This is a genomic window from Streptomyces sp. NPDC017993, assembly GCF_044328065.1.
Taxonomy (GTDB): domain Bacteria; phylum Actinomycetota; class Actinomycetes; order Streptomycetales; family Streptomycetaceae; genus Streptomyces.
Window position 1 is genome coordinate 69,233 of sequence record NZ_JBIRGO010000017.1, and the last position, 25,233, is coordinate 94,465.

Sequence of the window (25,233 nt, forward strand, 5' to 3'; positions counted from 1 at the left end):
AATCGCGGGCCGGGGTCCGGGCGGGCCCGGCCCGCGGCGGCCCAATCCCTGTGATTTCCGCTGTGCGAGGGGTATTGCCGAGCGCTTACCCGCCAGTACATTGACGCCATGTCTAATACGGCCTCGTTGCGGCCCCAGCCGGTCGCGTCCGAGCACACCCCCTTGAAGGCCCGCAACGTCGCCTTCGACTGGGCGGGTACTCCCCTGCACTGGATCCCCGGTGACCCGGCGAGCACCCACACCATCAATGTCCTGCACCTGCTGCTGCCCGCCGGCGAGCGCTGGTTCGTGCACGTCTACAAGCAGGTACTGCCCCACATCCGCGACCCCCGACTGCGGGAGGACGTGATCGGGTTCATCGGCCAGGAGGCGATGCACTCGCAGGCCCACGACGACGTGCTGCCCCACCTCAAGGAGCAGGGCCTTGACCCCACGCCCTACACGGCACAGGTGGACTGGCTCTTCGAGAAGCTGCTCGGCGACCGCACGCTGCCGCCGGGCCGGGCCCGCACGTGGTGGCTGAAGGAGCGGGTCGCGACCATCGCCGCGATCGAGCACTACACCGCCTTCCTCGGCGACTGGGTGCTCAACGCCGAGGCACTGGACGCCAAGGGCGCCGATCCGACGATGCTCGATCTGCTGCGCTGGCACGGCGCCGAGGAGGTCGAGCACCGCTCCGTCGCCTTCGACCTCTTCCTGCACCTCGACGGCGGCTACCGGCGGCGGGTGCGCACCTGGGCGACGGCGTTCGCCGCGCTGGTGTTCCTGTGGCAGCGCGGCGTTCGCTTCTTCATGGCCCACGACCCCTCCCTGCTCAACGGCAGGGCCGAGATCAAGGAATTCCTGCGCGGCGGACGGCAGGGCGTGCTGCCCACCGCCGGGCAGATGCTGCACTCCATCCCGCAGTACCTGAGCCGCTCGTACCACCCCTCCCAGCACGGCAGCACCGAGCAGGCCGTCGCGTACCTCGACCGTTCGCCCGCCGCGACCGCGGCCGAGGCACCTGCCCACGGAGGCGCCTGAGATGCCCGCTCTTCCCCGTATCCGTGGCGTGCTCGTGGTCGCCGGCGCCGCGCTGGTCGCCCGCGGCGCGTTGCGGCGCCGTATCCAGCGGTCACCGCTGTGGCCGCTGCCCGCCTTGGAGGAGCCGATATCGGGCCAGGGCCGTGGCCGAGGCCGGGCGGCGACGCTGCGGCTGCGGGTCGCGGAGCGGACGGTGGCCGCCGAGGGGGTGGTGACACTGCGGCTGGAGGGGCTGGAGGGGACACTGCTGCCACCGTGGGAGCCCGGCGCGCATCTGGACCTGGTGCTGCCGTCGGGCACCGTGCGCCAGTACTCGCTGTGCGGGGACCCCGCCGACGCGGTGCGGCCGGACGGCGGGTCGTACACCGTCGCAGCCCGGTTGATCGAGGACGGCCGCGGCGGCTCCCGGGAGGTGCACGAGAAGCTTCACGAGGGCACCACGGTCGAGGTACGCGGCCCGCGCAACCGCTTCCGCCTCGACGAGGCACCCGCCTACGTCTTCCTCGCCGGCGGCATCGGCATCACCCCGATCCTGCCGATGGTGCGGCAGGCCGCGGCGGAGGGAGTGCCGTGGCGCCTGGTGTACGCCGGGCGGTCGCGGGCGTCGATGCCGTTCCTGGCGGAGCTGGAGGGGCTCGCGGGGGCGGACGGCCGGCGGGTGAGGGTGGTCGCCGAGGACGAGGACGGCCTGCCGGACCTCGCCGCGGCGCTCGCCGAGGCGCCCCCACACGCCGCCGTCCACTGCTGCGGCCCGGAGCCGATGATGGCGGCGGTGGCCGAGCTGCTGTCCACGGGCCCGGAGGGGCTGACCCTGCACACCGAGCGGTTCACCCCGGCCACGCCCGCGCCGGCCGGGGAGGACGCGCCGTTCGAGGTGGAGCTGCGGCGCACCGGCCGCACGGTCACCGTGGAGGCCGGCACCACGGTGCTGCGGGCGATCCGCGACCAGGCGCTGCCCGATCTGCCGTACTCCTGCGAGCAGGGGTTCTGCGGCACCTGCCAACAGCGGGTGCTGACCGGTGAGGTGGACCACCGCGACGAGTCGCTGACGGACGCCGAGCGCGACGACTCGATGTTGATCTGCGTGTCACGGGCCCGCGGCGGGGGGCTCGTGCTGGACCTTTGATGTCGCGCCGCGCCCCAGGTCGTTAGGGTGGTGCGCATGACGACCGGGGCGCGCCGCAGGATGGGTGTCGAGGAGCGGCGCGAGCAGCTCATCGCCGTCGCACTCGACCTGTTCAGCAGCCGGTCCCCCGATGATGTCTCGATCGACGAGATCGCCGAGGCCGCGGGGATCTCCCGGCCGCTCGTCTACCACTACTTCCCGGGCAAGCAGCAGCTGTACGAAGAGGCGTTGCGGCGTGCCGCGCAGGAGCTCTCGGGGCGCTTCGAGGAGCCGCACGAGGGCCCGCTCGGTGCCCGGCTGCTGCGGGTCATGGAGCGTTTCTTCGACTTCGTCGACGAACACGGTCCGGGCTTCTCCGCGCTGATGCGGGGCGGTCCCGCGGTCGGGTCGGGGCGGACCAGCGCGATGATCGACGGCGTGCGGCAGGCCGCGTACGAGCAGATCCTGGCGCATCTGGGGGTCGGCGATCCGCCGCCCCGCCTGGCGTTGGTGGTGCGCTCGTGGATCTCGCTCGCCGAGACCACCGCGCTGCTGTGGCTGGACGGGCGGCACATTCCGCGCGAGGAGCTGGAGCGGCAGCTGGTGCACGACTTCGCGGCGCTGATGGCGGTGAGCGCGGCGTATGACGAGCAGATGGCGAAGCTGGTCCGCGAGATGCTCGCGGACGAGCCCGCGGACGGGATGTTCGGGGAGCTGTTGACCCGGCTGCTGGCGTTGCCGCAGCCGGCCTGAGCCGCCGGCCTTCCACGACGCACGCCGGGAACTCCTGCCCCCTGCGGGAGAATCAGGCCATGCATGCGATGACGTTCCGGCTCGCCGTCGACGGCGACGATCTGCCCTCCCTGGTCTCCCTCTACGACGGGGCGGCCCGCTGGATGCAGGCGTCGGGCATCGATCAGTGGTGTCCGGGCGAGCGGGACGAGGAGCACTTCCGGCTGCGCATGAAGGACGGCGAGGTGTGGCTGGCCGAGGCGGCCGGACGGATCGTCGGCGGCTTCGAACTGTGGTGGCGCGACGAGCCCGCCTGGGGACCGCGGCCTCCGGAGGCGGGCTATGTGCACCGTCTGATGGTGGACCGCCCGCATGCGCCGGCCGGCACCGGGCGGGCGCTGCTGGGGCAGGCCGAGCGCCGGATCGCCGAGGCCGGCCGGGTGTGGTCGCGGCTGGACTGCCTGGCGACGAACCCGCGGCTGCGCGCGTATTACGAGGGTGTGGGCTACACCGTCGTCGGGGAGCAGCCCTTCAAGGAGGGGACGGGCGGCAGCAAGTACGCCGTCACCCTCCTCGAAAAGCGGCTGGTGTGACCGGGTGGTGCGGCGGGATCAGTGGTGGCGGAAGACCGCGACGGTGCGTGCCGGGACGGTGAAGGTGCCCGTCTCCGGTGCGTACGCGGCGGTGGCGGTCACCCGGTCCGCGCCGTGGGCCTGCACGGGGTGCAGGGCGTAGCGCTCCCCCGCGACGGCGCCGACGGTCTGGTCCTGGCGCTGTGGGGTGGCGTTGAAGACGACGACGAGGTTGCCGACCCGCATGGTGAGCACGCCGGGGGTCTCGTCCTTCCCCGAGAGGGGGAAGGTGAGGGCGGACTGTGCGCGGGCGGTGGTCGGCAGGTCGAAGGCCGGCTCGGTGGCGTGGATGCGCAGCAGGTCGCGGTAGGCGGCGGAGGTGTTTGTGATCGCGGCGCAGCCGGGGCGGAGCGCGGGGTCGGCCAGCAGGGGCCGGGCGTAGGGCCACTTGTCCTTGTTGTCGGCGGCCGGGGGCAGGCCGCGGCCGAAGCCGTTGCCGTCGGCGCAGTTCCAGTGCAGGGCGTTGTACCAGTCGCCGCTGTCGTAGGAGTTTCGGTCCAGGGACTTCGAGCGCAGCAGGTCGGAGCCGGCCTGGGAGAGCGCCGGGCCCTGGGAGAGGCCGGCCGTGGCGAGGGCGAGGACCTGCATGCGGGCGCGGTCGCCGGCGGAGGTGCCCTGGGGCAGTTTGAAGGCCAGGGTGTCGTAGAGGGTCTCGTTGTCGTGGGCGTCGGCGTAGGCGAGGGCGTCGCCGGGGTCGGCGGCGTATCCGGCGGGCGCGCCGTTGTAGTCGACCTCGGAGCCCTTGACGCGGCGGCCCGTGGTGTCGGTGAAGGTGTAGTCGGCGAGGTTGCCGGTCAGGCCGACCTTGATGAGGTCCTGGTAGTGCAGCAGCCGGGTGCGCTGCTCGGCGGAAGTGCCTTGGCCGGGCGCCGAGTTGGGATCGGTGTAGAGGCCGGAGGCGAAGCCCTGGACGCGCGGGTCGGCGTCGAAGGGGCTGCCGCCGCGCACCGCGTCGCGGGCGCGGTCGCTGAAGGTGGCGATGCCGGTGCCGGCCATGTTCTTCTGGGTGGCCTGGACGAAGCGGGCGTCGTCGGCGGCCTCACCGAAGTTCCAGCCCTCGCCGTACAGGACGACGGACTTGCCGTCGATGCCGTCCCGGGCCGGGGTCAGCGCGTCCAGGGCCTTGCGGACGGCGAGGATGTTGGCCTTGGGGTGGTGGCCCATGAGGTCGAAGCGGAAGCCGTCGACCTTGTACTTCTTGGCCCAGGTGACGACGGAGTCGACGACGAGTTTGCCCATCATGGTGTGTTCGGGCGCGGTGCCCGAGCAGCAGGTGGAGGTGGCGACGCCGCCGTCGTCCAGGAGCCGCTGGTAGTAGCCGGGCACGATCCTGTCGAGGACGGATTTCGGGTCCTGGCCCGCGGCGACGGTGTGGTTGTAGACGACGTCCATGACGGCGCCCAGGCCCGTCCGGTTCAGCCCCTGCACCATGCGGCGGAACTCCACGGTGCGGGCGGTGCCGTCGGGGTCGGAGGCGTAGGAGCCCTCGGGGACGGTGTAGTGCAGCGGGTCGTAGCCCCAGTTGTAGGCGTCCTTGGCGGCGGCCGCAGCGACGCAGGACTGCTGGCGGTCGGAGTCCGGCGCGTAGGAGGCGAGATCGCAGTCGGGGTGTGCCTGGTCCGACCGGCGCTCGGGGACGGTGCCGACGTCGAAGGCGGGCAGGAGGTGGACGTACGACGTGCCGGTGCGGGCCAGCTTCCTCAGGTGCCGCATTCCGGCCGAGTCGCGGTCCGTGAAGGCGAGGTACTGGCCGCGGTGGCGGGAGGTGGGGTCCTCGACGGAGAAGTCGCGGATGTGGAGTTCCTGGATGCGGGCGTTGCGCAGCGGGTCCGGGCGGTCGGCGGTGGCGCGTACGGCTGCGGGCTTGCGCAGGTGGCCCCAGCCGTCGGGGGCGAGCGCCGGGTCGGCGAGGTCGGTGACGAGACTGCGGGCGGAGTCCGTGGTCAGCGCGGTGGAGTAGGGGTCGGTGACCTTGTTGATGACCGTCTTGCCCACGCTGGGCGCCCAGACGGTGACGACGTAGCGGTAGGGCTTTCCGGCCCAGTCGCGGTCGCCCCGGGCCCGCCACACGCCACTGGCGTCGTCCCGGCGCATCGAGACCGTGCGCCCGTCGAGTTCGAGCGAGACGGTGCGGGCGGTGGGCGCCCAGACGGAGAGGGTGGGACGGCCGCGGTGGAAGACCGGGCCCAGTGCGGCGCGCTTAGCGGCCGGCCCGTAGAGGTCGTCGAGGACTCCGGGGATCTGGACGCCGGTGACGGCGCGGAGCGTGCGGTCCGTCGTCCGCTGCGTGGCGACCAGCCGGTCGCGCAGGGCGGTGCGGGCCAGGTGCTGGTCGCGCGGGTCGACGGCGAACGCGGGGAAGGTCTTCAGGTGCGGGTGGGCGGCGCGTTCGGCGGGGGTGAGCGTTGCCGGGGTGAGGCGGAGGCGTCCGCCTCGGCCGCCGCCCGCGGTGTCGGCGGCGCCGAACTCCAGTTGGGCGGCGCCGGGTCCGGCGCCCTTCCAGACGACGGTGTCGCGGTCGATCCATTGGGCCAGGGCCGTGCCGGGCGCGGGCGCCGGCCCGGCGGTCGCGGGTGCCGCGCCGGGCAGGACCGTGGCGCACAGGGCCATGGCCACGGCGGCGACGGTTCGGCGGAGGGGGCCGTTCACGAAGGGGCTCCTTCAAGTGACGTATGGATGGGGCATGCGGGCGTACGAGCACCCGCGGGTGGGAGGGCCGCCCGGCAGGCGGGGACGGTGCCGGGCGACCGGTTCGCGAGGGGCGGCAGTGCCGCCCGCCCGGCCGGTGACCTCGGGGCCACCGGCCGGGCCCGTGTCAGCAGCCCGTGCGCGCCCCCTGGTGGAGGGCCAGCGCGGTGTTGGCGGCCAGGGTCGCGGTGAAGCGGCCCGAGCCGTCGACGGTCACCGCCCGCCCGCTCTGCACATCGCAGTAGCCACCGGCAGGCAGCGAGGTCTGGAAGGTGCGGCTGAGGGCGGAGGTCTCGTGGTTGATCGCGACGTAGCCCTTGTCACCGCGGCCGAAGGCGATGGCGTCGCCGCCGTTGTCCCACCAGTTGGTGACGGCGCCGCCGCGCGCGGTGTTGCGGAAGGCGACCATGCTCGCGATCTCGGGCCACTTGTGCTGGCACTTCCAGCCGTCCTGCCAGCAGGCATTGACCTTGCCGCCGAGGGGCGGCCCGGCATCCCGGTCGGTGAACTCGTAGCCGGAGTGGACGTCGGGTGCGCCGTAGGGCCAGGCCAGCATGAAGACGTTGGCGAGGGTGTAGTTGGCCCCGTCCTTGTAGCTGAGGGTGTCGCCGCCGCGCTCGGTGTCGTGGTTGTCGACGAACACCGCGGCCTTGCCGCCGGGGAGATAGCCCCAGCCCTCGCCGTAGTTCTTCAGGTAGGCGAGGTTCTCGCTGGTGAAGACCCGTTTGAGGTCCCGGGCGTAGCGGAACTCCTGGACGTCGCCGGTGCCCTGGTACTCGTCCGGGGAGACGGCCTCGCCCGCGCCGAAGATGGCCTCCTGCTTCCAGTACGCCTGCGGGTTGCTCAGCCTGCTCTTGATGTCGGCGAGGTCCTCGGCCGCGATGTGCTTGGCACCGTCGACGCGGAAGCCGTCGACGCCGAGGGACAGCAGGTCGTTGAGGTAGGCGGCGATGCGGCCGCGGACGTACGGCTCGTTGGTGTCGAGGTCGGCGAGGCCGACGAGTTCGCAGTGCTGGACGTTCCAGCGGTCGTTGTAGTTGGTGACCTGCGCGGTGCAGTCGTCGAAGTCGTGGACCGAGTAGGTGCCCGGGTAGTCGTATTTGGTGTACGACGAGCCGCCGGTGCCGGTGCCGGACCCGGCCGCCATGTGGTTGATGACGGTGTCGGCGACGACCTTGACCCCGGCGGCGTGGCAGGTGGCCACCATGTTCGCGAAGGCCGTGCGGTCGCCGAGCCGACCGGCGATCTTGTAGCTGACCGGCTGGTACGAGGTCCACCACTGCGCGCCCTGGATGTGCTCCTGGGGCGGCGACACCTGGACGTAGCCGTATCCGGCCGGGCCGAGGGTGTTGCGGCACTCCGCGGCGACGGAATCGAAGCGCCACTCGAAGAGGACGGCGGTGACGTCCTTGTCTCCGGGCGGCGCGGCCTGGGCCGGCTGCTGGGGCACCAGGAAGGCCGCCGCTCCCGCCACCAGGGCGAGGGCGGCAGCCGCGGGTCTGCGGGTGGCTTGCCTGATCCGGTGGAGCATGGTTCCTCCTGAGGGGGTGGAGTGACCTTGCTCGGCAACGCGCCGTGCCCGAAAGGCCGTTGAAGGGGCGCCGACGGCCGACTGCGCCCCTGATGTTGACGGTTCTAGCTGTCGGAACTCCACGTTGCAAGGTCTTACGCAAAACATTGCAACGGTGTTACGTTCAACGACAAGCCCCGGTCCGGCCGGCCGGGGGGACGGCCGACCCGTCGGCCGGACCCCACGCGCCCGGCCGGTCGGACCGGACCCAAGGCGGCGCCCTGCGCGCGGGTGCGGGAGAATCGAGGATGTCCACCTCCGCGATACGCAGCACCTCCCCTTGCGCATGGGACGCCCCGGAAACCATGCGGGGTTGGGGCATTTGCCTCATGCAGCAAACGGTCGGCCTCCTGGCCGCCGTCGCCTTCTTTCCTCTCGTTCTCTTCGCCGCTGTGATGACACCTCGGTGGCTGGTCCCGCTGTGGGTCGTCGCAGCGGTCACGGCCATGTACGTCATCCACGACCGCGCTCGGCAGCTGCGGGGGGTGGCCACGATGCGCCGGGTGTTGAAGGTCTACGACTGGTCACCCGCACTCGCGCACAGCGTGAGCCGCTCCGTATGCCGATTCGAAGGGCACAGTCCGGACGACCCCGCGGCTTCCGTTTCCGTGGAGCTGCGGGCCCCGTTCGGCGGGCGGTTCCTCCACTGGGCCCGCTGGTGCCGCGCGAACGACGGTCAGGAGGTGCGCTTCTGCGGAGACCCTCGCTTCCTCGGCGTCGTGGCTCACAGTGACCTGAGCAAGGGGTGGATGCGGCTCGTTGCTCAACGCGAGGCGATCGACCCCCGTATGTCGGCGCGCCGCAAGGGTGTGAGCGAGGCGGCCAAGGAGCGGGCGCGCGCGGTGGGCGCCCGCGTCGGATGACGGTCCTTCCGGGCGCCCACGCCGCGTAGCCAGGCGGGCCCGTTCGACCACGGGTTCCGCCCTACGCATGGTCCGGTAGATCCAGTTCGGCGCGGATGATCTTGCCGACGGGTGGCCGGTCCAGCACCGTCCAACAGGTGGCGAGCGCGGCGACGAGCAGCAGCCCACGGCCGCATTCGGCGTCCGGCGGCGGGAGTTCGAGCGCGCCGACGGCCGGCGGGCGTTTCTCCGTCCGGGTGTCGGCGACCTCGATGCGGAGCGTGCCGGGGCGGGCGGAGCCCGGCAGCCGGGTGAGGCGCAGTTCGAAGTCCCGGCCGGGCACGCGGCCGTGAGTGGCCGCGTTGGCGGCCAGTTCGCCGACGATCACGGCGGCGGACTCGGAGAGTTCACTGCCGTACGGGAAGCCCCACAGGTCGAGCTGATGGACGGCGAGATGCCGGGCGAGCCGGGCACCGAGGCGGGTGGCACTGAAGCGCTGGGTGAACATACGTACGGTGAGCGGGCCTTGGGGGGTGCGGTGGGTGGCGTGGGCTGACATGGGGCCAACGGTGGCGCTCACGCGGTGCCGTGACCAGGCTTTCCGACCCTACGGAGCCCGTACGCTGCCCGTACGGAGGGTGTGCGTGCGGGTACTTGGGGTAGACGGCGCGCGTAACGGACCGTGACCATGGACGTGTTGTGCGGACGACACCATGGGAGGGGCCGAAATGAGCGGCAACGGCGAGCCGGAATCCACGGACAGCCTCAAGCAGTTCGGGGCGGTACTCAAGGCGTTCCGGGAGCGGGCGGAGATGACGCAGGAGGCGCTGGCCCGGCGGGTGCAGTTCTCACCGGCGACGGTCGCCTCCATCGAGCAGGGGCGACGGCTACCGCCGCCTCGGTTCATCGAGCGGGCGGAGGAGGTGCTTGATGCCTTCGGGGCGCTGAAGGCATCGGCCCGATATCTGGCGCGGCATCCGGGCTTAGCCGCTTGGTTCCGGCAGTGGGCGCAGCTGGAGGAGCGGGCCGTAAGCCTCGGTACGTACGAATGCCGCGTGATTCCGGGCTTGTTGCAGACCGAGGCGTACGCGCGAGCGGTGACTCTCAGCGTCCCTCCGCCCCCGGAAGAGGACCAGGTAGAACAGCGGGTCGGCGCGCGACTGGAACGCCAGCAGCTGCTGCGCCGCAAGCCACCCATCTCGTTCAGCTTCATCGTCGAACAAGCCTTGCTCGAACGGCACACAGGCGGGGTCGAGGTCACGCGGGATCTCATCGACCACATGCTGGAGTCCGCCGACCTGTGGAACGTCGAGCTGCAGGTCATGCCGCTGCGCCAGCCGAACCATGCCGGTCTCGATGGCTCCATGCAGCTTCTGGAGACACCCGAAAATCAATGGCTCGGCTACAGCGAAGGCCAGAAGACAGGCCAACTAATCTCCGGCCCGAAAGAGGTCAGCGTTCTGCTTCAGCGGTATGCCAAGATGCGCTCACAGGCCCTGACCCCCGAAGACTCCGCGGGCCTGCTGAAACGAATGCGAGGAGCGCTATGAGCACCAACGAGCTGGCCTGGTTCAAGAGCAGCTACAGCGGCTCCGAAGGCGACAGCTGCGTAGAAGTCGCCCTCTCCTGGCGCAAGTCCAGCCACAGCAGCGGCGACTCCGGCGACTGCATCGAGATCGCCGCCTGCCCCACCACCATCCACATCCGCGACTCCAAGAACGCAGACGGCCCCCAGCTCGCCGTACCGGCCGCCGCCTGGGCCGCGTTCGTGTCGTACGCCGTGCACGCTGCCTGACCGCCGACTCGTACGGCTCCGGGCCGCCGGGCCTCGCGTCGTCCCGGCGGGTCGGCTCTGTGAGGATGGCGTGTCATGAACATAGGAATCATGGCCGTCGCGCTGGTGAAGATGGCCATTGGACGACCGGCGCACAAGCGTTACCCCGCCACCTTGACCGACCATCAGAAGTGGATGGTCTCCCTCGACGCGATCCTCGCGGAGCGCAGCTACGGCCATCGTCACCTGGCGCTCTACCCGTTGAAGCGGATCAATTCCACGCAGCCCCGGGTGAGCCTGAAGAGCAGCTGGGGCGTCACCTCGCCCGAGAGCTTCCACTCGACCCTGCGGTGGCTGGCCACCGAGGGCCACCGGATCCAGATGGCTCCGGTGCTCGGCCGCCAGCCGGTGGCATGGGACTTCGGCCGCTACGTCTGGATCGTGCGGGCCGGGTTCGCCGCCGGGTACGTCGACGAGCCGGGTGCCTGGCAGCTGCTGAGCAACGCCGTGGCACCCGTGGCGCAGACCTACCGCTCCTGGCGGGAGTTCGCCGACGACTTCGTGGCCGGGCGGGAGCTGTGGATGCGTTCGGCCGGCGCCGAATGGTCCGGATCGCAGGAGGAGACCGTCAGCGCGGTGCGGAGCCTGCTGGACCCCGCGAACGGCGAGAGTCCCTGGCAGCAGGTCCCGTGGGAGACCATCCACCGGGCCGACCAGCGCACCGGCGGGCACTGACCGCCCCGCCCGGCGCTCACCCCCGCACCCGCCCCGTCGACCCCCTCACCACCAGCTCCGGCTGGAAGACGAACTCGGTGCGCTGGACCGGGACTCCCTGAATCTCCTCGATCAGTGCGCCGACCGCCGCCGTGGCCATGGACTGCACCGGCTGCCGGACGGTGGTCAGCGGCGGGTCGGTGAAGGCGATCAGCTGGGAGTCGTCGAAGCCGACCACCGAGACGTCGCCGGGGACGGTCAGGCCGCGCTGGCGGGCCGCGCGGACCACGCCCAGGGCCATCAGGTCGCTGCCGCAGACGATGCCCGTACAGCCGTCGTCGAGCAGGGTGGCCGCAGCCGCATGGCCGCCTTCGACGCTGAACAGGGTGTGCCGGACCTGCCGTTCGGCCTGCTCCCTCGACAGGCCGAACGACTCGCCCAGCGCCGCCACGAAGCCCTCGGCCTTGCGGCGCGAGGGCACGTACCGGGATGGGCCGACGGCCAGCCCGATCCGGCGGTGGCCCAGCTCGGCCAGGTGGCGCACCGCCATCCGGGCCGCCGCGCCGTCGTCGGGTGAGACGAAGGGCGCGTCGATGTGCTCGTTGTAGCCGTTGATGAGGACGTAGGGGACGCCGCGGGAGGCGAGGCGGGCGTAGCGGGACGGGTCGGCGCCGGTGTCCGCGTGCAGGCCGGAGAGGAAGACGATGCCGGTGACGCCGCGTTCCTCCAGTTGCTCGACGAGTTCGTCCTCGGTGGCGCCGCCCGGCATCTGGGTGCAGAGCACCGGGGTGTAGCCGTGGCCGGCCAGGGACTGCTCGATGATCTGGGCGAAGGCGGGGAAGATCGGGTTGGTCAGCTCGGGGATGACCAGCCCGACCAGGCCCGCGCTGCGCCGTCGCAGCCGCACCGGCCGCTCGTAGCCGAGGACGTCGAGCGCGGCGAGCACCCGTTGCCGGGTGGTCGCCGCGACGCCCGCCTTGCCGTTCAGCACGCGGCTGGCGGTCGCCTCGCTGACCTGCGCCTGCGCGGCGATGTCGGCGAGCCGCGGGGTGGCGCGGGACGCGGGAAGGGTCACACCTCCCACCAGACGGCGGTGTCGGCGGGGAGGTCGAAGGCGTCGGCCGCGACTGCCAGTTGGCGGGAGGCGAGGAGCATCCGGCCGGGGGTGCCCAGGCGGACGGGGGCGCCCGTGGTGTTGACCGTGCACACCAGGCCGCCGGGCCGGCGGAAGACGAGCACGCCGTCCGGCGCGTCCAGCCACTCCACCGCGTCCCCGGCCCCGAGCCCGGGGTGGGTGCGCCGCAGAGCGAGTGCGGCCCGGTACAGCTCCAGGGTGGAGGCGGGGTCGCCGGTCTGGGCCGTGACGGTCAGCGCGCACCAGTCGGCGGGCTGCGGCAGCCAGCTGCCGCCGGAGCCGAAGCCGTACGGCGGCTCGTCGCCGGTCCACGGGAGCGGCACCCGGCAGCCGTCGCGCAGGCCGTCCTGGCCGCTCTCCCGGAAGAAGGACGGGTCCTGGCGCACCTCGTCGGGAAGGTCGGTGACCTCGGGAAGGCCCAGCTCCTCGCCCTGGTAGACGTACGCGGAGCCGGGCAGCGCCAGCATCAGCAGCGCGGCGGCTCGGGCCCGGTCCAGGCCGCCGCCGAGGCGGGTGCGGTGCCGTACGACATCGTGGTTGGAGAGCACCCAGGTGGTGGGGGCCCCGACCGGACGCATCGCTTCGAGCGACTCGTCGATGGTGGCGCGGAGCGCGGCCGCGTCCCAACCGGTGTTCAGGTAGTGGAAGTTGAACGCCTGGTGCAGCTCGTCCGGGCGGAGGTAGAGCGCGGTGCGGTCGGCGCTGGGGGTCCATGCCTCGGCGACCGCGATCCGGTCGCCGGCGTACTCGTCGAGGACGGTGCGCCAGGAGCGGTAGATCTCGTGGACACCGTCCTGGTCGAAGAACGGGAGGGTCTGCGTGCCGAGGAGTTTGAGCTGTTCACCGTGGCCCATGTCCGGCAGCCCCGGGGCCTTGACCAGGCCGTGCGCCACGTCCACCCGGAAGCCGTCCACGCCCAGATCCAGCCAGAAACGCAGGATGGAGCGGAACTCGTCCTGGACGGCGGGGTGTTCCCAGTTGAAGTCGGGCTGTTCGGAAGCGAAGAGGTGCAGGTACCACTCACCGTCGGGCTCGGGCAGCCTCGTCCAGGCGGGACCGCCGAAGAGGGACTCCCAGTCGTTGGGCGGCAGTTCGCCGTCGGCGCCCCGGCCGGGCCGGAAGTGGAAGCGTTCGCGCAGCGGTGAGCCGGGGCCCTCGCGCAGCGCCTGCTGGAACCATTCGTGCTGGTCGGAGCAGTGGTTCGGCACGACATCGACGATGATGCGCAGGCCCAGGCCGTGGGCCTCGCGGATGACGGCGTCGGCGTCGTGCAGGGTGCCGAACATCGGGTCGATGGCGCGGTAGTCGGCGACGTCGTAGCCGGCGTCGGCCTGCGGTGAGGCGTAGAACGGGCTCAGCCAGACGGCGTCCACGCCCAGGTCGCGCAGGTAGGGCAGGCGGCTGCGAATGCCTTCCAGGTCCCCCATGCCGTCGCCGTTGCCGTCGGCGAAGCTGCGCGGATAGACCTGGTAGATCACCGCGTCGCGCCACCAACCGGTCGGGGCGGCGCCGGGGGCGCTGCCCGTCCGGGCGGAGGGGTCGGCGTAATGCTGGGTCATGTCATCCCTTGGTGGTGCCGGCGGTCAGTCCGGATACGAGGTGGCGCTGGGCGAAGGCGAAGACGAGCGCGGCGGGCACGGCGATGATCACGGCGGCCGCGGTCATCGAACCCCAGTCGTTGGTGTACTGGTTGACGAAGGTCTGCAGGCCGCCCGCCAGCGTCAGGTTCTCCTCGCCGGTCATGAAGGCGGAGGCGTAGGCGACCTCGGCCCAGGCGGTGACGAAGGTGTAGAAGCCGGTGACGGCCAGGCCGGGGCGGGCCAGCGGCAGCACCAGCCGCCAGAAGGTGCCGAAGGGGTTGAGGCCGTCGACCCGGCCCGACTCGTCGATCTCCACCGGGATGGTGTCGAAGTAGCCCTTCATCATCCAGGCGCAGAACGGCACCGCGATCGTCAGGTACGTGATGATCAGGCCGGTGGGCTGGTTGAGCAGGCCCAGGCTCGCCATCAGGTTGTACAGCGGCACGATCAGCACCGCGACCGGGAACATCTGGGTGATCAGCAGCAGCCACATCAGCGGGCGCATGCCGGGGAAGCGGAAGCGGCTGACGGCGTAGCCGGTGGTGGCCGCGATGAACACACCGAGGACGGTGGTCACCCCGACGATGATCACGGAGTTGCCGAACCAGGTCAGGAACTCGGTGTCGGCCAGCACGTGGGTGTAGTTGGCGAGGGTGGGGTTGCTGAAAAGGCCGGTGGTGAAGGCGTCGTCCTTCGGTTTGAAGGACGTCACCAGCAGCCACAGCGGCGGGAAGACCGCGACGACGGCGGCGAGGGCCAGCGCGAGGTGCAGGCCGACGGAGGCGAGCGGGCTGCGCTCGTGGCGTTTACGGGTCATGGTCACCACACCTCTCCCTGCTTGCGCAGCGCCCGGCGGTAGACCACCGCGACGAGCGAGAGCATCACCAGGATCAGAACGCCCCAGGCCGCGGATTCGGAGAAGTTGCGGGGGCTGTCGATGAAGGAGAGCCGGTAGGCGTACGTCACCAGGATCTCGGTGGCGTCGCCCGGCCCGCCCCTGGTGAGCAGGAAGATCACCGGGAACATGTTGAAGGTCCAGATGGTGGAGAGCAGGATCACCGTGCTGCTCACCGCGCGCAGTCCCGGCACCGTGATGTTGCGGAACCGCTGCCAGGGTCCCGCGCCGTCCATCTCGGCGGCCTCGTACAGCTCGCCCGGTATGGACTGCAGTCCGCCGAGCAGCGCGACGAGCATGAAGGGCACGCCCAGCCACACGTTGACGGCGATGACCGAGAGCTTCGCCCAGGCCGGGTCGTTGAGCCACGGGATGGCGTCGATGCCGCCGCCGGCCAGCAGCTTGTTGAGGATGCCGTTCTTCTCGTTGTAGAGCATCCGCCAGGTGAAGACGGAGATGAAGGCGGGGATGGCCCAGGGCAGGATCAGCGCCAGCCGGTAGAAGGTGCGTCCGCGCAGCTTCCGGTTCAGCATGTTCGCCAGGGCGAGGCCGAGCAGGAAGGTGAGCGAGACGCAGCCGACCGTCCACAGCACGGTCCAGCCCAGGCGGTCCCAGAAGACGCTGTCGGAGAGGATCGCCTTGTAGTTGTCCAGGCCGACGAATTCGTAGGTGGCCGGGATGTGGTTCACGCCGATCGTGCGCTCGACGTTGGCTTCGTTGGCGTCGGTGAGCGAGAGATAGGCGCCGCGCACCAGCGGGTAGCCGATGATCACCCCGATGACGAGTACCACCGGGGCGATCATCGTCCATGCGTACCAGTGGGTGCCTAGCGCCCTGCGCACCCGTACAGCAAAGGTCACTTGTAGTCCTTGAGCAGCTTCCGGTAGGCGTCGCCGGTCGCCTTGGCGGCCTGCTCGGGCGTGGAGGCGCCGGTGAGCACCTTGTTCATCTGCACCTTGATCGGCTCGAAGAGCGAGTTGCCCTCGGCGATCCAGGGGCGCTGGACGGCGCCGTCGACGGCGGGCTTGAAGAATTTGACCATCTCGTTGTTCTTGACGGCCGGCACGTCGTAGACGGACTTGCGGGTGGGCAGCAGGCTGAGCTTCTCGGTGGTCTGCTGCTGGATCTTGGCCGAGCTCATGTACTGCACGAAGGCGTAGGACGCCTGGAGGTTCTTGGTGCCGGCGTAGACGGAGAGGTTCCAGCCGCCTTGCGGGGAGCCCTGGGCGGTTTCGCCGCCGGGGACCGGGGCGACGCCGAGGTTGTCCTTGTCCTTGAACGCCTTGCCTGCGCGGGCGCCCTCGATGTCCCAGGGGCCGTCGACCGCCATCGCGACGGTGCCGTCCTTGAGGGCCTTGAGCTGGTTCTCCTGGCCGTCGGTGGCGTCGGTGACGGCGGCCTTGGAGTCGACCAGGCCCTTGATGGTCTTGAACGCCTTGACGCCGGCGCCGTCGTCGATCTGGACGATCTTGTCGCGGGCGTCGACCATGTCGCCGCCCTCGCTGTAGAGGTAGGGCAGGAACCAGTAGGGGTCGTCGCCCCGCAGGTAGAGCGCGGTGGCGCCGGTCTTGGACTTGACCTTCTTCGCAGCGGCGGTCAGCTCGGCGAACGTCTTGGGCACCGCGACGCCCGCGTCCTTGAGGATCTTCTTGTTGTAGAAGAGCCCGAGCGTGTCGATGACCTGCGGCGCGGCATAGGTCTTGCCCTTGAACTTCGTGCTGCCGAGCGCCTGCGGGAGGTAGTCGTCGGCCTTGTCGAGGGCGGGGGTGCCGTCCAGCGGGGCGAGGTAGCCGAGGTTGGCGAAGTCGGCGACCCAGGCGACCTCGGTGCGCATCACATCCGGGGCGCCGGAGTTGCCGCCCGCCGCGTTCTTGAACTTGGCGTTGGCGTCACCGAACGGCACGCTCACATACTTGACGTCGACCTTGGGGTGTTCCTTCTCGAACCCCTCGGCGAGCTTGCGGTACGTCGCCTTCTCGGCGTCGTTGGAGGTGTCCCAGAAGGTAACGGTTCCGGACAGTTCACCCCCGCTGTTGTCGTTGCCGCCGCTGTCACCCCCGCCGCCGCACGCCGTCGCTGCCAGTGCAAGGCCCGCTACCAGCGCGGTGGCGGAAATGCCACGTATGCCACGCCGCATGTGAACTCCTTAGGGAAATGCCTCAGATGGCGGTCTGGAACGTAACAGCGCTGCAATCAAACCGAAAGACCTTGCGCAAAATTGCTGCAAGACTGTCGGAACGATTTGCAGCGCTATGGCCGGAACAGCACCTTCCGCCGGCCCGCTCCCCCGTCACCCCCCGCGCGTCCGAGCGTTGACTGCGTGAAGGGCGACCGCCCCTTCGACCTCGACTTCTTCGACCTCGACAGGGACGGCAGATGACCCAGGAGCTCACCTCCCCCACCCCCGCCCGCCAGTCGTCAGGACCGGGCCGAGGCCCGAGGTGGTGGCGCGACGCCGTCATCTACCAGGTGTACGTCCGCTCCTTCGCCGACAGCGACGGCGACGGCGTCGGCGACCTGCGCGGCGTGTGCGAGCGCCTGCCCCACCTCAAGGACCTGGGCGTGGACGCCGTCTGGCTCACGCCCTTCTACGCCTCACCGCAGGCCGACGGCGGCTACGACGTCGCCGACTACCGCGCCGTCGACCCGCTCTTCGGCGACCTCCAGGACGCCGACGACCTGATCCGCTCCGCCCACGAAGCCGGCCTGCGGGTGATCGTCGACATCGTCCCCAACCACACCTCCGACCAGCACCCGTGGTTCCAGGACCCCGACCTGGCCCGCACGCGCTACATCTTCCGCCCCGGCAAGGGCGCGAACGGCGAACTGCCGCCCAACGACTGGGAGTCGGTCTTCGGTGGCCCCGCCTGGACCCGCACCGACCGGGGCGACTGGTACCTCCACCTCTTCGCCCCCGAGCAGCCCGACCTCGACTGGGACAACCCGGATGTACACGCCGAATTCGCCGCGATCCTGCGCTTCTGGCTGGACCTCGGCGTGGACGGCTTCCGCATCGACGTCGCCCACGGCATGGTCAAGGCCCCCGGCCTGCCGGACATCGGCCACGGTCAGCAGGCCAAACTGATCGGCACCCAGGTCCTGCCCTTCTTCGACCAGGACGGCGTGCACGCCATCCACCGCACCTGGCGCCGGCTGCTGGACTCCTACGACGGCGACCGCATCGGCGTCGCCGAGGCATGGGCCCCCAGCGCCGAACGGCTCGCGCTCTACGTACGCCCCGACGAGCTGCACCAGGCGTTCAACTTCCAGTTCCTGAACGCCGATTGGCACGTCGACGCGCTGCGGTCGGTCATCGACGACTCCCTCGCCGCCACCGCCTCGGTCGGCGCCCCCACCACCTGGGTGCTCTCCAACCACGACGTCGTACGGCACACCACCCGCCTCGGCGGCAGCCTCGACCGCGCCCGCGCCGCCACCCTGCTGATGCTCGCCCTGCCCGGCTCCGCCTACCTCTACCAGGGCGAGGAACTGGGCCTGCCCGAGGTCACCGACCTGCCCGACGAGGTACGCCAGGACCCGGCGTTCTTCCGGGGCGGCCAGGGCGAGTTCGGTATCGGCGCCCCGCGCTCCGGCGCCGACACCGAACCGGCCACGGACGGCCCTGCCGACCCCAGCGGCCAGGACGGCTTCCGCGACGGCTGCCGGGTGCCGCTGCCCTGGTCCGGCGAGCACCCGCCGTACGGCTTCGGACCCGGCGGCAGCTGGCTGCCGCAGCCCGCGGACTGGCGCGCGCTGACCGTCGCGGCGCAGACCGGCGACCCGAACTCCACCCTGGAGCTGTACCGCTCCGCGCTCGCACTGCGCCGGAGCCTGCCGGGGCTGGGCGACGGCGGGATGAGCTGGCAGCCGGCCCCCGAGGGAGTGCTGGCGTTCTCCCGCCCCGGCCTGCTGTGCACCGTCAACACCCTCGGGCGCGACGTCGAACTCCCGCTGCCCGGACAGCCGCTGCTCTCCAGCGCCCCGGCGCGCATCGACGGCGGCACCGCGGTGCTCCCGGGTGACAGTTGCATCTGGTGGGCAATCTGACACGCGAACGGTAAAGTCCCACACATGACCGCCCGGCTGGCCGATATCGCAGTGCAGGCGGGTGTCAGCGAGGCCACCGTCAGCCGGGTTCTCAACGGGAAGCCCGGCGTCTCCGCCACCACCCGCCAGTCCGTGCTTGCCGCACTCGACGTGCTCGGCTACGAGCGCCCCGTGCGGCTGCGGCAGCGCAGCGCCGGTCTGGTCGGCCTGATCACGCCGGAGCTGGAGAACCCGATATTCCCGGCGTTCGCCCAGGTCATCGGGCAGGCGCTGACCCGCCAGGGCTATACGCCGGTGCTCGCGACGCAGACGCCGGGCGGCTCCACCGAGGACGAGCTCACCGAGATGCTCGTGGACCGCGGGGTCGCCGGCATCATCTTCGTCTCCGGACTGCACGCCGACACCACCGCCGATATGCAGCGCTACGAGCAGCTGCGCGGCCAGGGTGTGCCGTTCGTCCTCATCAACGGCTTCTCCGACAAGGTGCAGGCGCCGTTCGTCTCGCCCGACGACCGCGCCGCGGTGCACCTGGCGGTCACGCACCTGGTCGCGCTCGGCCACCGGCGGATCGGCCTGGCGCTCGGCCCCAAGCGCTTCGTGCCCGTCCAACGGAAGATCGAGGGCTTTCTGCGCAGTGTGCAGGAACACCTGGACCTGGGCCCCGCCGAGGCCGAGCAGTTCATCCAGCACTCCCTCTACACCCTCGAAGGCGGCCAGGCCGCGGCCGGCGAGCTGATCGACCGGGGCTGTACGGCCATCGTCTGCGCCAGCGACATGATGGCGCTCGGCGCGATCCGCACCGCTCGGCAGCGCGGGCTCGACGTCCCGCGTGAGATGTCCGTGGTCGGCTTCGACGACTCCCCGCTCATCGCCTTCACCGACCCGCCGCTGACCACGATCCGGCAGCCGGTGCCCGCGATGGGGCAGGCGGCGGTCCGCGCGCTCCTGGAGGAGATCGGCGGTACGCCCGCGCCGCACAGCGAGTTCGTCTTCCACCCCGAACTGGTGGTTCGGGGTTCAACTGCCTCGGCGCCAAAAGCCGCGAAGGTTCCCAAACCCTTCTGCGCACCCTGACAAGGGCGGGGGTCCCAGATCCCCCTGAAGACCGATACGAGACCTCGAATACCCGCCCGAAGGATGATCGGCGACATGCCGCTTTCTGGCAGACTGTCTGCCTATGGGTGATGCGAATGTGAGGACCTTGGAAGGTCGGCCGGCCGCCCCGCAACCCAACGGGGAGAGCGCGGACCACCCTTCGGGCGGTGGCCGCTTGGCCCGGCTGCGGACCCCTCGCGCGCCTCGTCTGTGGTTCGAGATCCTGCTGATCGGGCTCGGTTACTGGACGTACTCGCTCGTTCGCAACGCGGTACCAGAGCAGAAGACCCAGGCGCTGCGTAACGCCGACTGGATCTGGCGCGCGGAGCAGTCGCTCGGCGTCGCCGTGGAGCACAGCGTCAACCATGCGGTGAATTCCGTGACGTGGCTGATCGTGTCGATGAACTACTACTACGCGACCCTGCACTTCATCGTGACCATCGCGGTCCTGGTGTGGCTCTACCACTGGCATCCCGGCCGCTACGCCGCAGCTCGGATGGCCCTTTTCGCCACCACCGGCGTCGCGCTGCTCGGCTACTACTTCTACCCGTTGGCGCCACCGAGGCTGATGCCGGGCGGCGGCTTCGTCGACACCGTGATCAAGCACGACACCTGGGGCTCGATGGCGTCCGGCAACCTCGCCTCGATGTCCAACCAGTACGCCGCGATGCCCTCGATGCACATCGGCTGGTCGCTGTGGTGCGGCATCACCATCGCCCTGCTGGCGAAGCCGCTGTGGGCGAAGGCCCTGGGGCTGCTCTATCCCGCCACGACGCTGGTGGTCATCGTCGCCACCGCCAACCACTTCTGGCTGGACGCCGTCGGCGGCATCCTCTGCCTGACGTTCGGCTTCGCCCTGGCCCTGGTCTGGTACCGCACGCTGCCGCACCGCCTGGCGCGCTATGTGAGCGCCCCCGACGCGAACCTGCTCAAGGCCCGCTGAAGCGCTGCCGGGGCGGCCCCGGGACGGGGTGCGCGGGAGCCGCGGTGACACCGGCGGGTGTCACCCGATCGGAGTAGTCGGCGTAATCGGCCCGGATGTATATCTATTCGGCCCGGTGCCCCCAGCACAGCCGGAAATCGGTTGCCCGGGGCGAGCAGCGGAGCCCGCCCCGGGCCGTCAACCGCACACGATGATCAGCCGGTTGGCGCAGCGGCGCGCGCTACGACGATCGGTGGGTGACATGGCCGCCGGTCATCGTCAGCCGCACGGGGGCTGTGCCCACCTCGTCGGCCGGCGCGGTCACCGGGTCGACGGCCAGCGCCGTGAGGTCGGCCCGGTAGCCGGGGGCGATACGGCCCGCCTCGGCCTCCTCGCCCGCCGCGAGCGCCGCGTGCGAGGTGAGGCCCTCCAGGGCCATCAGGCCGGTGAGTGCCTGCTCCGGGGTGACCGGGGTGATGTGGTGCTCGCCCGCCGGGCGCCGCAGCCGGGCCGTGGCCAGGACCTGGCGCGGGTCGTGGTGCGCGATGGGCCAGTCGGAACCCAGGACCAGCACCGCGCCCGCGTCGCGCAGATCACGGCAGCGCCAGGCCCGCCCGGCGCGCTGTGCACCGACCCGCAGGGACCAGGCGTCGGTGTGGTCGGCGCGGGTGTAGGCGGTGTGGGTGGGCTGCATCGAGGCCACGACGCCGAGCCGCGCGAACCTCGGCAGCAGCCCGTCAGGCACCGTCTCGATGTGCTCGATGCGGTGCCGGTGGCGGCCGGCTGCCGGTTCCCCGCCGAGCAGTTCGACGGTGTCCAGGACGTGCCGTACGGCGGCGTCGCCGATGGCGTGGGTGGCCGTGCGGACACCGGCCCGCGCGAGGTGGTGCACTGCGTGGGTGTACGCGGCGGGGTCGGGCCAGAAGGCCGCGGTGCCCTGGCCGTGGCAGTCGGCGTGCTCCAGCCATGCCGTGCCGCCCTCCACGGTGCCGTCCATGAAGAACTTCACCCCGCCGACCTGCCAGTGCCGGCCGCCCAGCCGCTGCAAGGCGATGAGGTGGTCCAGCCCCTCCTTGTCGATGCCGGGCATGCACCAGGGGGCGAGCCGCAGCCGCAGCGGGAGTTCACCGTCCGCCTCGATGCCGGCCAGCAGCTCCGGGGCGTCGGCGCCCTGGAGGTCCATGACATGGGCGCCGGTCAGGCCGTTCGCGGCCATCTCGCCCAGCAGCCCGAGCAGCCGGGCCCGGCGGTCGGCCACCGAGGGACGCGGCATGAAGGGCAACAGCAGGTCCATGGCGGCGTGTTCGACCAGATGCCCGGTGGGCCGTCCCTCCGTGTCGCAGACGACAGTGGCGCGCTGGGCGAACTCGCGTGGCCCTGTGATGCCCGCGGCCTCCAGCGCGCGGCCGGAGGCCAGCGCCGAATGGCCGTCGTAGAGGCGGATGAATCCGGGGGCGCCGCCGAGCGCGTCCTCGATCAGGTCCCGGTGCACGAGGCGGTCGCCGAAGACGTTGTGGTCCAGGCCCCAGCCGGTCACCCAGCCGCCGGGCGGCAGCGCGCGAGCCGCGGCGGCGAGTGCGGTGCGCAGGCCGTCGACGTCGCGGCAGCCGGAGAGGTCGAGGCCGGTGGACATCTCGACGCCCCAGACGGGGTGGCTGTGCCCGTCGACCAGGCCGGGGGTCAGGGTGGCCCCGGCCAGGTCGACGATCTCGGTCGCCGCGCCCCGCCAGTCCCGTACGTCCCGCTCGTCGCCGACCGCGACGATCCGTCCGTCCTTGACGGCGACGGCTTCTGCCCAGGGGCGCTCCGGATCGAGGGTGCGTACCCGCGCACCGGTCAGCACGGTGTCGGCGGCGGTGAGGGCTGTGGGGGCGGACGGCACGAGGGTCTCCTTCAAGGACGGGGCTGCGGGGTGTGGGGCTGCGGGCAGCGGCGGGGTGCCGCTGCGGTGGGTCAGGGGGCGGAGCGGCCGGCGGGGGCCTCGCCGACGGGTTCCGGCCGGGGCTCGGCGTCCGGTGCGTCGTCCGGTCCGTCGTGCGGTGGGGCATCCGCTGCCGCGTGCGGTGTGTCCCGCTCCTCCGCCGGTTCCGCGGCGAAGCCCGCGTAGACCTCGGGCCGGGTGCGGCGGACGCGGCGGGCGAGGAGGAGACCGAGGACGAACGCGGCGGGAACGGTCAGCACCAGCGCGGTGTTGGTGGCGAACGGCGCCCCCGTCATCAGGTCGATCTTGGCGATGACCAGCCACAGGGCGCCGAGCATCAGCACGGTGGCGGCGATCGGCGCGACCATGGTGCGCAGCGCGCCCTCACGGTGGGCGAGGCGCCGGAAATAGCAGGGCACGGCGATGGCCGTGACCGCCTGGAGCGCCAACAGGCCGAGCATGCCGGGGGTGTTCATCCACAGCAGCAGCTGCTGGTAGGGGTCCGCGCCGGCCGCCGCGAAGCCGACGACGATGACCAGCGCCACGGCGCTCTGCACCGCTCCGGCCAGGTACGGGGAGCGGTGGCGGGGGTGGATCCGGCCGAGCGCGGCGGGCAGCACGCCTTCCTGGGACAGCGCGAGGCCGTAGCGATTGATCGCGTTGTGGAAGGCCAGTTGGGAGGCGAGGATGCTGGTGACGATGAAGACGTGCATCAGGTCGGCGGCCCAGCTGCCGACGTACTCGGTGGTGGCGGTGAAGAACAGCCCGGCCGGGTCGGTGGTGGCGGCCCGGATGACGTCGCCGGCGCCGAATGCCTGGATGACGATCCAGACGGTGAAGGCGTAGAAGAGGCCCAGGAAGGCGACCGCGATGTAGGTGGCGCGCGGGATGGTGCGCGACGGATCGCGGGCCTCGCGGCGGTAGATGGCGGTGGATTCGAAACCGGTGAAGGCGGCGAAGGCGAAGGCGAGGACCGCGCCGGTGCCGGGCACCAGGACGTTGCCCGGGGTGAAGGAGTCCGGCGCCAGGCCCGCTGCGCCGCCGCGCAGCAGCACTCCCCCGGCGAGCAGCACGAGAATGCCCGTCTCGGCGACCAGCAGGACGCCGAGCACCTTGGCCCCGAAGTCGATGCTGCGGTAGCCGAGGAACCAGATGACGAAGACGCCCGCCACGGCGATGGGCGGCCAGGGTACGTGGATGCCCCAGAGGGCTTCGAGGGCGTCCTGGGTACCGGTGGCGAGCAGCCCGTAGACGCCGATCTGCATGCCGTTGTAGGCGAGCAGGGCCACGGTGGCGGCGCCGAAGCCGGCCGGGCGGCCGAGGCCGCGGGTGATGTAGGCGTAGAAGCCGCCGCCGTTGCGGACGTGCCGCGTCATGGTCGTGAAGCCGACCGCGAAGAGGGCCAGGGTGGCGCCGGCGAGCAGGTAACCGACGGGTGCGCCGAGGCCGCCGATGCCGATGGCGAGCGGGGCGACCCCGGCCATGACGGTGAGCGGGGCGGCGGCGGAGATGACGAAGAAGGCGATGTCCGCGACGCCGAGGGTGGCGCGGCGCAGCCCGGCGGGCTGCTGCGGCGTGGCCGGTGCGGTCGGGTCGGAGGGAGCGGGGCGGTCGGCGGGACCGGGTGGGCCGGGCGGTCGCGTGGGCGACCCGTCGCGGGTCTCGGGCTCTACGGCCATGGCGCTGGTGTCCTTCTGCGGCGGGGAGCGGGGATGCCGGGCGACGGCCGGCCCGGCGCGTGTACGGATGGCACGGCGGGGCGGCGGGAGCGCGCGGCGGGAACCTGAAGCAAAAACCTAAAGCCTTTCGGTTTTTGCAATGTAACCCCCGCCCGTACGATTCGGGAAGACCTCACGGGTGGGAGTGACGACATGGGCAGGCCGCGCAAGCCGCTGCTCGACCGGGCGCGGATCGGCGCGACGGCGCTGCGACTCGTCGACGAGCAGGGCGAGTTCAGCGTCCCGCAGATCGCCAGGGCGCTCGGGGTGCAGACCGCCTCGGTGTACCACCATGTCGAGGGCCGGGCCGGGGTGATCGAGCTGCTGCGGGAGCGGGTCGCCGACGCCATCGACGCCTCGGCGCTGGACGCCGCCGCCTGGGACACGGCGCTGGAGTCCTGGGCGCGCTCCTACCGTGCCGCCTTCGCCGCCCACCCGCGCGCCATCCCGCTGCTCACCACCTCACCAGTGCGCGCCCCGAAGGTCATCGCCCAGTACGAGCAGGCGGCCGGGCTGCTGCTGGACGCCGGCTTCGCCCCGCCCGACGTCATCCCGGTGATCGCGGCGCTGGAGAACGTGGTGCTGGGCTCGGCACTGGACCTGGCCGCCCCGGAGGCCATGTGGGAGGTCGCCGACGAGGCCGACGCCCCCCGGCTGGCGCACGCGCTGGCCGCCGCCGGGCCCGCCCGCGCGGACCTCGCCTTCGAGCTGTCGCTCGCCGGCGTCATGGGGCGCGTCCGGGCAGAGCTGCACAACCGCCGGGAGACGGCGGACGGCGGGGGCGGCAACCGGGGCGGGGACGCCCGGGACGACCCGGGGACGTGACCCGAGGCCCCGTCG

Annotated in this window: 21 protein-coding genes and 1 pseudogene; 12 read left to right on the forward strand and 10 right to left on the reverse strand. The window is 71.6% G+C overall.

Features of this window, described 5'->3' with window-relative positions:
• The first annotated feature begins 108 nt into the window (after positions 1-108).
• Genes ACH4FH_RS28020 through ACH4FH_RS28035 form a run of 4 tightly spaced genes read left to right on the forward strand, consistent with a single transcriptional unit; the run spans position 109 to position 3,453 of the window.
• Positions 109-1,023, forward strand: a complete 915-nt coding sequence (locus tag ACH4FH_RS28020; protein ID WP_398558698.1) for a metal-dependent hydrolase — start codon at positions 109-111, stop codon at positions 1,021-1,023.
• A 1-nt stretch (position 1,024) separates the two neighbouring features.
• Positions 1,025-2,149: a PDR/VanB family oxidoreductase gene (locus tag ACH4FH_RS28025; RefSeq protein ID WP_398558699.1), complete on the forward strand. Its 1,125-nt coding sequence runs from the start codon at positions 1,025-1,027 to the stop codon at positions 2,147-2,149.
• Between the two features lie 36 nt (positions 2,150-2,185).
• A complete protein-coding gene (locus ACH4FH_RS28030; protein WP_398558700.1) occupies positions 2,186-2,881 on the forward strand; it encodes a TetR/AcrR family transcriptional regulator in 696 nt (231 codons plus the stop codon).
• Positions 2,882-2,940: 59 nt separating this feature from the next.
• Complete coding sequence (locus ACH4FH_RS28035; protein WP_398558701.1) at positions 2,941-3,453, forward strand: GNAT family N-acetyltransferase; 513 nt, start codon at positions 2,941-2,943, stop codon at positions 3,451-3,453.
• 18 nt (positions 3,454-3,471) lie between these two features.
• Here the strand turns inward: ACH4FH_RS28035 and pulA are convergent, their stop codons facing one another.
• The gene (gene pulA, locus ACH4FH_RS28040; protein WP_398558702.1) at positions 3,472-6,141 is read right to left on the reverse strand and encodes a pullulanase-type alpha-1,6-glucosidase; all 2,670 of its coding nucleotides are present in this window, start codon (positions 6,139-6,141) and stop codon (positions 3,472-3,474) included.
• Positions 6,142-6,316: 175 nt separating this feature from the next.
• Positions 6,317-7,711: pseudogene (locus tag ACH4FH_RS28045) on the reverse strand (alpha-amylase family protein); the annotation flags it as partial.
• A 368-nt stretch (positions 7,712-8,079) separates the two neighbouring features.
• On the opposite strand from ACH4FH_RS28045, the gene ACH4FH_RS28050 reads away from it, so the two are divergent.
• Complete coding sequence (locus ACH4FH_RS28050) at positions 8,080-8,613, forward strand: hypothetical protein (RefSeq protein ID WP_398558703.1); 534 nt, start codon at positions 8,080-8,082, stop codon at positions 8,611-8,613.
• 61 nt (positions 8,614-8,674) lie between these two features.
• On the opposite strand, the gene ACH4FH_RS28055 is transcribed toward ACH4FH_RS28050, so the two are convergent.
• On the reverse strand, positions 8,675-9,151 hold the full coding sequence (locus ACH4FH_RS28055; protein ID WP_398558704.1) for an ATP-binding protein: 477 nt from the start codon (positions 9,149-9,151) through the stop codon (positions 8,675-8,677).
• Between the two features lie 169 nt (positions 9,152-9,320).
• Between ACH4FH_RS28055 and ACH4FH_RS28060 the strand changes: the two genes are divergently transcribed.
• The 3 genes from ACH4FH_RS28060 (at position 9,321) to ACH4FH_RS28070 (ending at position 11,101) form a co-directional block, all read left to right on the forward strand.
• Positions 9,321-10,142, forward strand: coding sequence for a helix-turn-helix domain-containing protein (locus ACH4FH_RS28060; RefSeq protein WP_398558705.1), 822 nt, complete (start codon positions 9,321-9,323; stop codon positions 10,140-10,142).
• Positions 10,139-10,387 (forward strand): DUF397 domain-containing protein, encoded by a 249-nt coding sequence (locus tag ACH4FH_RS28065; protein ID WP_398558706.1) that lies wholly within the window; start codon positions 10,139-10,141, stop codon positions 10,385-10,387. The genes ACH4FH_RS28060 and ACH4FH_RS28065 overlap by 4 nt, the downstream gene beginning before the upstream one ends.
• Positions 10,388-10,462: 75 nt before the next feature.
• Complete coding sequence (locus ACH4FH_RS28070) at positions 10,463-11,101, forward strand: DUF1266 domain-containing protein (protein WP_398558707.1); 639 nt, start codon at positions 10,463-10,465, stop codon at positions 11,099-11,101.
• A 16-nt stretch (positions 11,102-11,117) separates the two neighbouring features.
• Here ACH4FH_RS28070 and ACH4FH_RS28075 read toward each other — a convergent pair whose 3' ends face one another.
• Genes ACH4FH_RS28075 through ACH4FH_RS28095 form a run of 5 tightly spaced genes read right to left on the reverse strand, consistent with a single transcriptional unit; the run spans position 11,118 to position 16,827 of the window.
• A complete protein-coding gene (locus tag ACH4FH_RS28075; RefSeq protein WP_398558708.1) occupies positions 11,118-12,155 on the reverse strand; it encodes a LacI family DNA-binding transcriptional regulator in 1,038 nt (345 codons plus the stop codon).
• A complete protein-coding gene (locus ACH4FH_RS28080) occupies positions 12,152-13,774 on the reverse strand; it encodes a glycoside hydrolase family 13 protein (RefSeq protein ID WP_398558709.1) in 1,623 nt (540 codons plus the stop codon). Before ACH4FH_RS28080 ends, ACH4FH_RS28075 begins: the two co-directional genes overlap by 4 nt.
• A gap of 1 nt (position 13,775) precedes the next feature.
• Positions 13,776-14,612 carry a sugar ABC transporter permease gene (locus tag ACH4FH_RS28085; protein ID WP_398558710.1) on the reverse strand — a complete coding sequence of 279 codons (837 nt, stop codon included), beginning with the start codon at positions 14,610-14,612 and terminating at the stop codon, positions 13,776-13,778.
• 2 nt (positions 14,613-14,614) lie between these two features.
• The gene (locus ACH4FH_RS28090; RefSeq protein WP_398558801.1) at positions 14,615-15,493 is read right to left on the reverse strand and encodes a carbohydrate ABC transporter permease; all 879 of its coding nucleotides are present in this window, start codon (positions 15,491-15,493) and stop codon (positions 14,615-14,617) included.
• Between the two features lie 53 nt (positions 15,494-15,546).
• Positions 15,547-16,827 (reverse strand): extracellular solute-binding protein, encoded by a 1,281-nt coding sequence (locus tag ACH4FH_RS28095; protein WP_398558711.1) that lies wholly within the window; start codon positions 16,825-16,827, stop codon positions 15,547-15,549.
• 239 nt (positions 16,828-17,066) lie between these two features.
• Here ACH4FH_RS28095 and ACH4FH_RS28100 point away from each other — a divergent pair, with 239 nt between their 5' ends.
• The 3 genes from ACH4FH_RS28100 to ACH4FH_RS28110 all read left to right on the forward strand — a co-directional run bounded on the left by ACH4FH_RS28100 (position 17,067) and on the right by ACH4FH_RS28110 (position 20,775).
• Positions 17,067-18,737, forward strand: coding sequence for a glycoside hydrolase family 13 protein (locus ACH4FH_RS28100; RefSeq protein ID WP_398558712.1), 1,671 nt, complete (start codon positions 17,067-17,069; stop codon positions 18,735-18,737).
• A gap of 24 nt (positions 18,738-18,761) precedes the next feature.
• Positions 18,762-19,811, forward strand: a complete 1,050-nt coding sequence (locus tag ACH4FH_RS28105; RefSeq protein ID WP_398558713.1) for a LacI family DNA-binding transcriptional regulator — start codon at positions 18,762-18,764, stop codon at positions 19,809-19,811.
• Positions 19,812-19,914: 103 nt separating this feature from the next.
• A complete protein-coding gene (locus ACH4FH_RS28110) occupies positions 19,915-20,775 on the forward strand; it encodes a phosphatase PAP2 family protein (protein ID WP_398558714.1) in 861 nt (286 codons plus the stop codon).
• Positions 20,776-20,995: 220 nt separating this feature from the next.
• Here the strand turns inward: ACH4FH_RS28110 and ACH4FH_RS28115 are convergent, their stop codons facing one another.
• Together ACH4FH_RS28115 and ACH4FH_RS28120 are read right to left on the reverse strand one after the other, a co-directional pair.
• Positions 20,996-22,636 carry an amidohydrolase gene (locus ACH4FH_RS28115; protein ID WP_398558715.1) on the reverse strand — a complete coding sequence of 547 codons (1,641 nt, stop codon included), beginning with the start codon at positions 22,634-22,636 and terminating at the stop codon, positions 20,996-20,998.
• A gap of 71 nt (positions 22,637-22,707) precedes the next feature.
• Positions 22,708-24,354 carry an APC family permease gene (locus ACH4FH_RS28120; protein ID WP_398558716.1) on the reverse strand — a complete coding sequence of 549 codons (1,647 nt, stop codon included), beginning with the start codon at positions 24,352-24,354 and terminating at the stop codon, positions 22,708-22,710.
• A gap of 192 nt (positions 24,355-24,546) precedes the next feature.
• Between ACH4FH_RS28120 and ACH4FH_RS28125 the strand changes: the two genes are divergently transcribed.
• Positions 24,547-25,218 carry a TetR/AcrR family transcriptional regulator gene (locus ACH4FH_RS28125; RefSeq protein ID WP_398558717.1) on the forward strand — a complete coding sequence of 224 codons (672 nt, stop codon included), beginning with the start codon at positions 24,547-24,549 and terminating at the stop codon, positions 25,216-25,218.
• The last annotated feature ends 15 nt before the right edge of the window (positions 25,219-25,233 follow it).